Source organism: Desulfobacter sp. (genome assembly GCA_028768545.1).
In the GTDB taxonomy this organism is placed as follows: Bacteria; Desulfobacterota; Desulfobacteria; order Desulfobacterales; family Desulfobacteraceae; genus Desulfobacter.
This window is the reverse complement of sequence record CP054838.1, coordinates 2,217,860-2,230,392: the sequence shown is the minus strand read 5'-3', so window position 1 is coordinate 2,230,392 and position 12,533 is coordinate 2,217,860. Positions and strand designations below refer to the sequence as shown.

Here is a 12,533-nt window from a genome sequence, read left to right as displayed (position 1 = left end):
CTGTGGTGGAAAATATAATTTTAGGGACTGCAGGGCATATTGATCATGGAAAGACCAGCCTGGTCAAGGCCCTTACCGGCATTGAAACAGACCGCCTCAAAGAGGAAAAGGAAAGGGGAATCACCATAGAGCTCGGGTTTGCCTCCCTTGATCTTCCCAATGGCCAGCACATCGGCATTGTGGATATGCCCGGCCATGAAAAATTTGTAAAAAACATGGTGGCAGGATCTTCCGGCATTGATGTGGTGGTCATGGTGATTGCTGCAGATGAAGGGGTGATGCCCCAGACCCGGGAGCATATGGAAATCTGCAATCTCATGGGAATCCGTGACGGAATGATCGCCCTGACCAAGACTGATCTTGTGGATGAGGACCTCATGGAACTGGCCATGGATGATATCAACGAATTTGTCCAGGAAACCTTTTTAGAAGGCAAACCCATTATCCCTGTTTCCTCTGCCACAGGCCAGGGGCTTGAGGACTTTACCCGGACACTAGAAGATATTTGCGACCATTTGCCCCAGCGCAAATACTCGTCCATTTTCCGCCTTCCCGTGGACCGGGTCTTTTCCATGAAGGGATTTGGCACGGTGATCACAGGCACCCTGATCTCGGGACATATCAATTTAGGGGATGACATCATGGTCTATCCCAAGCGGATCACCTCCAAGGTCAGGGGCATCCAGGTCCATTCAAGTGGGGTTCAAACAGCTGCGGCCGGAACCCGGACCGCCATCAACTTCCAGGGTCTGGACAAGGAATCCGTACTCCGGGGGGATGTGCTTTCCACCCCGGACACCCTGATCGAAAGCTATATGGTGGATGCGGATTTCCAATACCTGGGCTCCAATCCCAAACCGGCCAAAGCCAGAACCCGGGTCCGGTTTCATTCCGGGACCAGTGAAATTTTAGGATATATGGTGCTTTTGGACAGGGATGAGCTATTGCCCGGAGACAAGGCCGTGGTTCAGTTCCGGCTGGAAGCCCCGGTCTGCTGTATCAAAGATGACCGTTACGTGATCAGAAGTTATTCTCCGGTAAAGACAATCGGAGGCGGCACGATTCTCAACCCGGCCTCCCAGAAACATAAGCTCAAGGATACGGCCGTTGTCCAGGGACTCAATGAGCTTCTCCTGGATGAAAATGAAAAAACCATCTCATTTTTCCTTTCCCTCAAAGGATTTGCAGGGCTCTCCCTGACCGAACTGAGGGTCATGACCAATATCCCGGATAAAAAACTTGGGGCCTGCCTGCAAAAAATGCTGGCCAAACAGGAAATCATCCAGACGGACAAGGACAGGCAGGTCTACGTTCACGGGCAAACCTTTGACCATTTCAAGTCACAAACCCTTGAAAAGTTAAAGGATTACCACGACGCCAACCCCCTTAAAGAAGGGATGCCCACCCAGGAACTCAAATCAAAATTCCAGTATGTGGATGATCCGCGCTTTTTCAACATCCTGTTCAACCGGCTGGAAAAGGACAAGGCCATCAGCCAGGATAAAAACCTGATCAAGCTGGCCGGTTTTAAAGTGGCCCTTCAGGTGGACCAGCATGAGGTCAAGGAAAAAATCATGGGCATTTATAAAAAATCAGGGCTGACTCCGCCCTTTTTCAGGACCATCTGCCAGGACCTTGACCTGGATCAAAAAACAGCCAAAGATGTGTTACAGATGCTCATTGATGAAAAAGAGGTGGTCAAAACAAAGGATGATCTTTTCTTTGATGCCAAGGCTATTTTGGCCCTTGAAACCCAGCTTATTGAATTTCTCAGGGCCAATGAAACCATAACCACGCCCCAGTTCAAGGAGATGACAGGTATATCCAGAAAATTTGTCATCCCTTTGATCGAATATTTTGACGCCATCCGCCTGACCATACGGGTGGAAGACCACAGGCAGTTGAGACGACAGATTTAGCCGGTTTTAGATTAAAAGAACAGGGGCAGGCAAAACCCATGGCCGGCCCCTGTTCTTTCCCCTCCCTTTGATCACTTATGGTCGATCACTTTGGGAGAGTACCCCTCAGGAAGATGGGCCGTACCCAGAACAATGGGCAGCCCGGTCTCCTTGGCAACTTTTTCGGCAATGGTTTCCAGGTGATCGCAAAATCCGCCCTGGGATTTATCCCACCCGTTTTCAGTTTTCTTGGCAAAACCGCAGGTGCAAAAATGGATGGCTTGGGCACCCTTGGCCTTTAAAATCTTTGCATTGTCCACAGCGTTATCTCCCGGGCATCGACAGGTAAACACACCGGCAGGGACGCAAGAATCATACATGGAAAATCCCTGGGTGGTTTCAACCATGGTTTTAAAACAACCGGTCAACGGACATCTGTTCTCATTTTTTTCACATCTGATGATTGCCACTTTTGTCATAAGTTTTACTCCTGAACCCAAAGGGCACCTCCAATATTGGAAAAAATCTGCATTATGTATTATCGTCTTCGCTGGCCGCCGCCCATGCCCTGACCACCGCCGCCGCCCATGCCGCGCCCGCCCGTCATTCCCGGGCCGGCCTGGCTGTTTTGGTCCGAAACGCCTGATGAAGAGCCCATCCCGGCTTTTTCCGGGGCCGTGGCTGTGGTTGTGGCGGTCATTCTTCCTTGTTTAAACCGTTCAACCGCCTCTTTTACCGTGCCTGTCTGTCCTGTGTACACGGCAATATTGGATGAATTAAACACCCCCATGGCTTTGGGGCCGCAGTCTCCGGTCAGCACGGCCTCTATCCCTTTGTCAATGACAAAACCGGCAGACTGGATCCCGGCACCACCGCTTCTGTTTATATTTTCATTGGAAAATGCCTCAACAGAGTCATTTTCAGTATCCACAATCAAAAGATAATCGCACCGGCCAAACCGGGGATTGATCTTGGAATCTAACTTCTCACCATAGGCGCTTACTGCAATCTTCATAGCCCCTCCTTTTTAGGTCACTCCAAACTTTGTTTTGCCATTATTGCTTTGGCTCTATTGCATTACATTCAGCAATCTTTGTACCATCCTAAAAAAAAAGATAAACTACACCTGTTTTCAGGCACTTAAAATAAATTAAGGGAAAATAAAGACAACAAAAAGAAAGCCCAAGGGTCGCAAAATTGCGTCAGACAGGCAATTTCGAGACTTGTCCGGCCATATTAAATTTTTATTTTTCGGGCAAACGCTTCCACAATGCTGTCCAAACAGGCCCAGCCGGCCCGGGTCAGTCCAAAGCGATCCGTTTGCCCGATATACTTTCCCATCCTCTGGGACTCAAGCTGTTCAACCAGGTCCTTGAACATCGTCTGAAAAGAGGAACCAGACACCCCGTTAAACCCTTTGATGTCCACCCCTTTGTCAGTCCGAAGTCCGACCATGATCCTTTCAAGCATCTGCTCTTCCACGCCCAGGATTTCATAATCATCCACAGGCAGCCGGTCTTGGGCAAGGCAATCCACATAGGCGTTCAGGTCCGAACAATTCCAGGAGCGTTGGTGGCGTAAATTTTTTCCAGATCCTGGCAGGACAGCATAGGAATGGGCAGAGGGGCCAAATCCCTTGTACGGCACCATGTCCCAATAGCTGGAATTATGCTGGGAACGGTTTTTTTTCTTGCCTGCGAAATTGGAAATTTCATAGTGCGAAAATCCATGATTTTCAAGATATACATCGGTAAAGGCAAACAGATCCGCCCTGGCATCCGGGGCCATGGGGATAAACCGGCCCTTTTCATACCAAATGTAGAGGGGAGTGTCCTTTTCCAGGGTCAGCATATAGCAGGAAAGATGCTCCGGACAAAACCCGAGTGCGGTATCCATCTCCCTTTTCCAAAAAGAATTTGACTCCTTGGGCACCCCAAAGATCAGATCCAGACCCAAATTGTCAAACCCGGCAGCCCTGGCAGCCTCAATGGCGTTAACAGACTGGGCGGCAATGTGGATCCGTCCCAAAAGCCCAAGCTTTTTATTGTCAAAAGACTGGACACCAAGGCTTAGACGGTTGATCCCCAGACTTTTAAGTCCCTTTAAATAATCAGGGTCCAAAGTTCCGGGGTTGGCCTCAAGGGTGATTTCAGCATGGGGATCAATCCTATGGCAGCGATAAAGGGTTTTTAAAATGGTTTCAAGGGCGCCCAGCGGCAGAACAGACGGGGTTCCCCCCCCAAAGTAAATGGTTTTCACCAAAGACCCCGGATCAACCAGGTTGGGAACAGCAGTTTCGTTTAAAACAGCCGCAGCCCCAAGGCTGATCTCCCGGCAAAGGGCTGAGACATAGGCGGGAATCCAGGAGAGATTTGTCTGGGAATAAAAATCACAATACCTGCATTTTTTAATGCAGAACGGGACGTGGATATAGAGGTGTTCAAACAAAACGGTTCATTAATTCATCAATAATTTTGTCCACGTTGTCAAGGGTCACCCCATAGTGGATGCAGACCTGGCGGACCTGTTCCATATGAGGGCTGTCTTCCAGGTCCCGGGGGCCTGTGAAAAACCCCATGCGCCTGCCCAGCTGGTAGATGATCCGCTGCTCTTCAGGCAGATCGAAAAAATAATCGATAATGCCGACAAGTTTTTCCTTGTCCCGGGGCAATGTCCCGTTCAGGGTCTCAAAAAGATTGAGGATATGATCACTTTTAATCTGGGACTGAATATTGTCCAGGCTTTCCAGAAAAAGCCGAAGTTCCTTTGCCACCATCACGTCACTGGGTTTTTCAAACAACCCCTTAGTTTCTTGCTCAAAAAGCCGGGTCCCCGACGTCACGGCCAAGGTCCTGATTCTGATAAATTCAGGATTGATGGAATTCAATGCAGACGCGGTTTCCAAGGCATGCTCAATGGAAAGGTCAATGCCTCCAAGGCCCGGCATCACATATTCGGATAATTCAATGCCCGCAGCCTTTACCTTGAGCCCGGCCTTGATGTGTCCGGCCTTGGTAATCCCCTTGTTGATCCGCTTTAACACCAGATCAGATCCGCTCTCCATGCCCACGTGAATCCGGTTCAGGCCTGATTTTCGCATTTTTTCCAGGTCTTTGGCCTTTATCCTCAACAGGGTATGGCTCCTGGCATAGGAGGTGATCCGTTTCACTTCAGGAAAGCAGGCCCGTATATGGTCCAGAATAAAAACAAGATCCCCGGGTCTCATGATCAGGGCATTACCATCCTGAAAAAAAATAGACTCCATGCCCGAACCATACCAGCTCATGGCCGCGTTAAATGCCACCCGGTCCCTGGTTTCAAATCCCAGATACAATTGGTTTATCTCTTCCTGGTCCATGGAAATACCAGGCATTGCCTTTTCTTTTATCCGGGAGATATAGGTGTGGATCAGGTCAATATCCTGAATCACATTTTCAACGGAACGCAAGGAAAACACCTTGTTTTCGTACACCCGGCAAAAGGAACAGCGGTTCCATGGGCAGTTGCGTGTCAGCCTTAAAAGAAGACTATCCGCTTCGCTGGGCGGACGGATCGGCCCGAGCTCAAACCCTGTGTATTTATCCTCTTTTTTGTTTGCTGCCATAAATTTAGTTGACCCTTGGTTGACTCTTGCATGCCCCATTGTATTTCACCTGTGCCTACGGTTATAAACACAGGGAAAATGAATGTCAATTTATTTGGATCATGCTTGAAAACCAAACCGAGAGTATGATATCTATTTTAATTTTAAAGACACTTAAAATCATTATATAGATAATTGTTAAATTAAGGAGGCAAGATGCCTGGCTTTGAAATATTCGGTGATGAGGAACGTAAACAGGTCAATGATGTTCTTGAAACCGGTGTATTGTTCAGGTACGGGTTTGAAGGGGCCAGAAACGGCCATTTCAAAGCCCTTGAATTTGAAAAAAAACTGGCTGACATCACGGGAACCGGGTTTAGCCATCTGTGCTCTTCGGGCACTGCTGCCCTGTCAACCGCCTTTGCCGCCTGCGGCATCGGGGCCGGGGACGAGGTGATCATCCCGCCGTTTACCTTTGTGGCCACCTTTGAATCTGTAATCCATGCCGGCGCCATCCCCGTGTTTGCAGACATTGATGAAACCCTCTGCCTCAACCCGGATGCCCTGGAAAAATATATCACCCCGAAAACCAAGGCTGTTGTGCCTGTTCACATGTGCGGAGCCATGGCAAGAATTGATGAAATCAAAGCCTTTTGTGACCAAAAAGGACTGATCCTCATAGAAGATGCCTGCCAATCCCTGGGCGCCACATTTAACGGCAAACACCTGGGCAGTTTCGGCATGGCCGGATGCTTTTCCTTTGATTCGGTCAAAACCGTGACCTGCGGGGAGGGTGGGGGCATCGTCACCAGTGACAGAGGGGTTTATGACCGGTGTGACCAATTTTCCGACCACGGCCATGACCACTTGGGCGGAGCGGCCCGGGGCGCGGATGATCATCCCATCATCGGCACCAATTTTAGAATTTCAGAACTCAATGCTGCCGTGGGTGTGGCCCAGCTGAACAAACTCGACCAAATCCTGGAAACCCAGAGAAAAAACAAGGCCGCCATCAAGGACGCCATGACCGATATCGGCGAGGTCACCTTCAGGTACCTGCCTGATCCGTTTGGGGATTCTGCTACATTTTTAAGCTTTTTCCTGCCCACTGAAAACCGGGCCAGACAAGTGGCCAAACAATTGGCCCAAAATAATGTTCCCTGCCCGTATTGGTATGACAATAACTGGCATTATCTGAAAAAATGGCACCACCTCAAAGGATTAAAAAAATCTGCCCCCCTGGCCTTTGAACTGACCCAGAACCTGCCGGACTACAGCACCCTTGTCTTAGAAGAGACTGAGAATATTATGAAACGGGCCATTTCCATGCAGATCATGCTTTCCTGGACCGCCGAAGATATTGAAAAACGGATCCAGGCCGTTCTCAACGCATTTAAAAATTAAGGATAAATTTATGTTTAGAAATTTCAAACTGGTCCCCAATGTCATTTTCGGCAGGGGCTGCTTTGCCCAGCTGGGTGAAATCATTGCCAGTCAAAGAAAATCAGCAGATGACTGGGCCGTATTTGTCGTGGATGATGTATTCAAGGGCAAAGCCCTGGAACAACGCATCCCAACCCTGGATAACGACCACATCCTCTGGGTGAATGTGGATGACGAGCCAAAAACCCAATATGTGGATCGGCTCACCCTTGAGGTGAAAAAGCTTAAATCATCCCTTCCCTGCGCCATCATCGGCATCGGGGGCGGGTCTGCCATGGACCTGTCCAAAGCCGTTTCCCTGATGCTGACCAATGAAGGGTCCTCCACCCTTTACCAGGGGTGGGATTTAATCAAAAACCCTGCGGTTTACCATGCGGCCGTACCCACCCTCTCCGGAACCGGGGCTGAAGTTTCCAGAACCGCCGTTCTCACAGGACCTGAAAAAAAACTGGGGCTAAATTCAGATTATACGGTGTTTGACCAGGTGGTCATGGATCCGGAATTGATCAAGGATGTACCCAAAGACCAGCATTTTTACACGGGCATGGACTGTTATATCCATTGCATTGAATCCCTGGAAGGCACCTTTTTCAACGAATTTTCCAAGTCCTACGGAGAAAAGTCACTTGAACTCTGCCGCCAGGTCTTTTTGGACAATCACCCGGATTCCGACGACAAACTGATGATGGCCTCTTTTTTCGGGGGGATGAGTATTGCCTATTCCCAGGTCGGCGCCTGCCATGCCCTGTCCTACGGTCTTTCCTATGTATTGGGCACCCACCATGGTGTGGGATGCTGCATCACCTTTGATGCCCTGGACGAATATTATGCCCAGGGAGTAAAGGAATTCCGGACCATGATGGACAAAACCGGGGTGGATATTCCCCGGGGACTGACCCAAGGCTTGAGCGATGACCAGATGGAAACCATGATCACCGTGGCGTTAGGCCTTGATCCGCTATGGGAAAATTGTCTGGGCCGAGACTGGAAAACCATCATGACCCGGGACAAGGCACGCGCCTTGTTCCTGAAGATGTAACCCATGACGGTTGCAGTCATACCCGCAAGGTTCGGGTCCTCCAGACTTGAAGGCAAGCCCTTGGTAAAAATCGCCGGCAAACCCATGATCCAAAGGGTCTATGAACAGGCCCAAAAATCAACGGTCATCAGCCGCACCATTGTGGCCACGGATGATAAAAGGATCATAACAGCGGTGGAATCCTTTGGGGGCAAAGCCCTGATGACCTCGGAAACCTGCCGGTCAGGTACGGACCGGGTGGCAGAGACCGCAGATGTCCTGGGCCTTGGTCCTGATGAAATCCTGGTCAACATCCAGGGGGACCAGCCCGTGTTTGATCCCAGGTGCCTGGACCTGATGATTCAGCCCTTTGAATCGGACTCTACCCTTTTAATGTCTACCCTGGCATTTAAAATCCAGGATAAACGGGAAATTACAGATCCCAAAGACGTAAAAGTCACCTTTGACCAAAATGGATTTGCCCTTTACTTTTCCAGGGCCCAGATCCCTTTTCCAAGGGACGGGCAGACCAATGTCAATTATTACAAACACCTGGGGTTCTACGCCTATAAAAAAAGATTTTTAGATCAAATCATGACCCTGCCCACAGGGACCTGCGAGGATGTGGAGAAACTTGAACAGCTCAGAGTTCTCGAGTCTGGTTTTCCCATCAAAGTGGTGGTCAGCCCCTATGACTCCCCTGAGATTGATCTGCCCGAAGACGTTAAAAGGATAGAGGACAGACTTTCCTGATTTTCCATGAGATCCTTTTATAAGATCGTGCATACCTCGGCCCGGACGGTCTGGGGAAATACAGAAAAACGGATTCTTGAAGAATCCATATGGATGAAAGGCCAGGGTCACCAGGTTATCGTCATGGCCCCGGGAAACAGTCCCCTTATTCTCAAGGCAAGGGAGCAGGGCCTGACCGCCTATGAATTTTCCTTCAGGGGACTGGCCCGGATCAATGAGTATTCAAAGCTTTTGCAGATCCTTTACAATGAACAGCCCAACGTTATCAATGCCCATGGCAGGACAGATGCAGGCATGGCCTTAAAGGCTGCAAAAAAATCAGGGGTGGCCTGCAGGATCATCTCCCGCCATACAGGGAAGCGGCTGAAAAAGACCCTGTCCAATAAAAATCTTTACAAGAAATTAAGCCATTACGTGTTCACCACATCCACGGATACCTGTGACCATCTCAAAACCTTGTTCCATCTCTCGGATATGGAAATATTTTCAATCCCCGGCAGCATGGTTGAACCCCTGGCCCTGGCACCAAAAGAAGCGGCCAGAAAAGATCTGGCCCTTGGCCTGGAACTTGATCCGTCAACCCAGTTTTTAGGGTTTTTAAGGCCCCCGGCCAACCCCAAAAAACTAAAATCCATTCTCAGGGCATTTAAACTTGGATCACTCCCAAAGTCCCGGCATCTGATCTTTACAGACAAAACCCTTGAACATACCAGGGAAATGATCATAACGGCAGGCAAAGACCTGGACATCAGCGGCCAAATCCATTTTCATCCCCCAAAACCAGGCCGCAACTGGGATGTATACAGAGGCATAGACGCCTGTATCCTCATGCCCGGTCCCCATGCCCTTGAAGGGGTGCCCCTGGAAATGATAAAAGCCATGTACGCCAGCTGCCCGATTATCGGCCCTGGCACCCCGGGGATAAAAGATCTTCTCATCCACGAAAAAACAGGGCTGTGTTTTGATCCTGACGCCCCTCATACCCTTTCAAAGATGATCCAAAAAACCCTGGACCAAGAAGCTGCCGCCCTAGAAAGAACATATGCAGCCAGAAATATGGTGAAAAAACATTACACCATGGATGCCATGGGACGGGATATCATAAGAATTTACCGGCTTCACCAGGTTAAGATGGACAGGCAGTTTCATCCAATCCCCCTGATTTGATCCAAACGCCTTGACTTTGGGCATCCGCCTATGGATTAACGATTAACAGCCTCATGGTAGAGTTTTTCATAGGCCAGGGCCGTTTGGTCCCAGGTGCAGGACTGGGCTTTTTTTCTGGCCAGACAGCCCATGCTCTTTTGAAGGGCTTTATCTTCAAGGGCTAGGAGCATGGCGCTTATCTGCTCTGGTTTTTCAAATACAAATCCGTTTTTCCCCGAAGTGATAATGCACGAGCACCCCGCAGCTGCAGAAGTGACCACGGGAAGGCCGCAGGCCATGCCCTCAAGCACAGTCATGCCAAAGGCCTCTGACACAGAGGGCAGCACCAGGATATCTGCCAGGGCGTAATAGGGGATCACATCCTCTACCAGACCTGTGAACACCAGGTTTTGGGATACTCCCAACTCTTTTGCAAGCCCCTTGTAATAGTCTGTCTTCTCCTGGCGCCCCACCACAAAAAGCCTCATTTTTTTGTCCAGGGCCGGTATCAAATCATCCAGGCCCTTACGCCGGAACTCAGATCCCACAAAGAGTACCACCGTCTCATCCGGCCCAAGCCCGTGATCCTTTCTTGCCTTTGCCCTCAGGGCACTGACCTTTTCAGGACAAAATTTTTCAACATCCACCCCCGGAGGAATGATGGCAATGCCCTTGTCCCTGTGATGGCTTTTTTTTATATCCTCTTTGATCACCTCTGAGACTGCGGCAAGCCTTTGGGAGGCCGCCTGGATATTTTCCATATGAATGTACAGCCAAGCCCGGGGAGAAATCCAAAATTCGTTCATCTTTTGTAACAGGGACATCTTCTCCTTTCCCCGTTTAAAGGAAAAGGTATGGACGGTGGACACATGGCCGTAACAGCCTTTGTCGTGGGAATGGATCACATCATAATGCCTGCCTGCCAGCCGTTTTTTGACCTCTTTTGAAAAAGAATACAAGGAAAGCACACTGGAAAAACGCATCTTGTCAACAATTTTAAACACCCCCATACCCTTTGTCAGGTCAAAATCAATCTGCCTTGCATAAATATCGATCTTATGCCCTTTTTCAAGGAGTCTTTGGGCTGTTTCCACCGCATACCGTTCCGCTCCGCCAGTGGCCACAAAATTCTTGATCACAAAGGCAATTTTAAGGGGTCTGGGTGACGGCTTCCGGGGAGATGTCGGGTTTTGGGTCATGTTCCGGTCCTGTATTCAAATTTCAGGCAAATGTTGCCAGCTTTTTCAGCGTCTGGGCCTATATACCCCTTTTTCAAAGGATATACAAAAAAAATTTAAATTCACCTCTAACATAGACCCGGGGATTTATCTATTTCAATTCAGTGATGTCCGGTTAGGTTTTTGCTTGCTCAATAATTTTTTGATCTTTGACAATATTGTCCCTGTTTGAACTATGAGAGCCCTGCTCCTCGCAGCCAAACAGGTCATTTAGAATGGCGGTTCGCAGCTGCCGAACTCTTTTGATCGTGACCTTTTCATTAAACTGTTTTTGGCAATGGATTGCCAGTAACAGGTAAGTGATAAGGCCGCCAAGAATCTGAACCATAAGGCCGTATTCACTGCGGGCAATGAGATGATATACCTTCAGATGTTCTTTCCACCATTTGAAAAAATCCTCAATGGTCCACCGGAGTTTATAAATTGTTGCTATTTGTTCCGCTGTTAAATCATGCCTGTCAGTTGCCACATAGTATTTGACGCCAGCAATTTTATAGCCAACAACCCGAACAGGCCTTTTCGTCTGGTTTTGATTCGGAGTACCAAGTTTAACCAGTGCATCATAAAAAATGTAGCTGTCGGAAGGGGTCTCGTGGTTATCAATAATTGTTCTTGTTGTCCTGGTTTTTATACGGCAGACAAAATGTTTGCCTTGCTCCTGAAGCAGGTCAAATTCTTTATGGGATTGATATCCACGATCCATAACACCTGTTTGCCCCTTGGAAAGTATTTTGGGAACAAAGGTGCGTTCAGCGCCGTTGCCTTCAGTCAAAAAGATTTTGTTTGGGATTCCGTGATTAATGTCAAATCCGCAATGTACTTTGGCTTTTTTACTTCCTTTTCTGTAGTTCGCCCAGTGCATTGAAAGGACTGCATTTATGAGACTACCGTCAATGGAAACCAACTCTCCTAACTCGGCGTGTTCACCCGGATGACACTCAAGAGCCTGTTTATAAAGATCCTCAAAGATAAATTGCAGTTGTTCGAGTCCCCTGTGATTGATGGCTTCACAGAAACTACTACGGCTGATACCACCGTCTGGCGCAATATTTTCTTTAGCAAAAACATTCTCCTTGAGATCCTGAATTAAATGTCGGGCAGACTTGTGCTCCTGAAGATGGAAATAAACCAAAGCATTTATCTGGTCTTCGAATGTCATTTTTAAAGGGCGGTCTCCTCGAGATTGTAATTCCGGTGCTTTTGAAAGTGACTTTATCAGAGGGCACCTGAAATTGTCAAAGTTCAGGGACCGTAGTTGTTTTTTAGGGACTGAGATATGCGTCATTTGAGCTCCTTGAGTTAAGTTTTCAAGGCGCACAAAAATTTTTACGCACATTTGTCAACACAAAACAGACTGTTTTTTCAATGATTTTAGATGCTTTTTATATGCAACAACCTAACCGGACACTACTGATTTCAATTGCAATTTTACCCTGTCTTTGGTATTTTTGCGG

The 12,533-nt window shown here is 48.5% G+C and carries 11 protein-coding genes; 5 read left to right on the top strand and 6 right to left on the bottom strand.

The genetic code is table 11. The features are described 5' to 3' along the window. The first annotated feature begins 5 nt into the window (after positions 1-5). Positions 6-1,919 (top strand): selenocysteine-specific translation elongation factor, encoded by a 1,914-nt coding sequence (gene selB, locus HUN05_10640; GenBank protein ID WDP85536.1) that lies wholly within the window; start codon positions 6-8, stop codon positions 1,917-1,919. 71 nt (positions 1,920-1,990) lie between these two features. Here selB and HUN05_10635 read toward each other — a convergent pair whose 3' ends face one another. The 4 genes from HUN05_10635 to HUN05_10620 form a co-directional block, all read right to left on the bottom strand. Continuing rightward, positions 1,991-2,377, bottom strand: coding sequence for a CGGC domain-containing protein (locus HUN05_10635; protein WDP85535.1), 387 nt, complete (start codon positions 2,375-2,377; stop codon positions 1,991-1,993). A 59-nt stretch (positions 2,378-2,436) separates the two neighbouring features. Then, positions 2,437-2,913, bottom strand: coding sequence for a NifB/NifX family molybdenum-iron cluster-binding protein (locus tag HUN05_10630; GenBank protein ID WDP85534.1), 477 nt, complete (start codon positions 2,911-2,913; stop codon positions 2,437-2,439). A 221-nt stretch (positions 2,914-3,134) separates the two neighbouring features. Then, positions 3,135-4,346, bottom strand: coding sequence for a radical SAM family heme chaperone HemW (gene hemW, locus HUN05_10625; GenBank protein WDP85533.1), 1,212 nt, complete (start codon positions 4,344-4,346; stop codon positions 3,135-3,137). Next, a complete protein-coding gene (locus HUN05_10620; GenBank protein ID WDP85532.1) occupies positions 4,339-5,502 on the bottom strand; it encodes a radical SAM protein in 1,164 nt (387 codons plus the stop codon). The genes hemW and HUN05_10620 overlap by 8 nt, the downstream gene beginning before the upstream one ends. Before the next feature lie 195 nt (positions 5,503-5,697). On the opposite strand from HUN05_10620, the gene HUN05_10615 reads away from it, so the two are divergent. The 4 genes from HUN05_10615 to HUN05_10600 are packed head-to-tail and all read left to right on the top strand — an operon-like array spanning position 5,698 to position 9,862. Next, positions 5,698-6,885, top strand: a complete 1,188-nt coding sequence (locus HUN05_10615) for a DegT/DnrJ/EryC1/StrS family aminotransferase (GenBank protein WDP85531.1) — start codon at positions 5,698-5,700, stop codon at positions 6,883-6,885. 10 nt (positions 6,886-6,895) lie between these two features. Next, entirely contained in the window at positions 6,896-7,963 is a 1,068-nt protein-coding gene (locus HUN05_10610; protein ID WDP85530.1) for an iron-containing alcohol dehydrogenase, read from the top strand. Between the two features lie 3 nt (positions 7,964-7,966). Further along, positions 7,967-8,695, top strand: coding sequence for a 3-deoxy-manno-octulosonate cytidylyltransferase (gene kdsB, locus HUN05_10605; GenBank protein WDP85529.1), 729 nt, complete (start codon positions 7,967-7,969; stop codon positions 8,693-8,695). A 6-nt stretch (positions 8,696-8,701) separates the two neighbouring features. After that, entirely contained in the window at positions 8,702-9,862 is a 1,161-nt protein-coding gene (locus tag HUN05_10600; GenBank protein ID WDP85528.1) for a glycosyltransferase family 4 protein, read from the top strand. A gap of 35 nt (positions 9,863-9,897) precedes the next feature. Here HUN05_10600 and HUN05_10595 read toward each other — a convergent pair whose 3' ends face one another. After that, entirely contained in the window at positions 9,898-11,040 is a 1,143-nt protein-coding gene (locus tag HUN05_10595) for a glycosyltransferase family 4 protein (GenBank protein ID WDP85527.1), read from the bottom strand. A gap of 154 nt (positions 11,041-11,194) precedes the next feature. Beyond that, positions 11,195-12,364 (bottom strand): IS4 family transposase, encoded by a 1,170-nt coding sequence (locus HUN05_10590; protein ID WDP88024.1) that lies wholly within the window; start codon positions 12,362-12,364, stop codon positions 11,195-11,197. Positions 12,365-12,533: the final 169 nt, after the last annotated feature.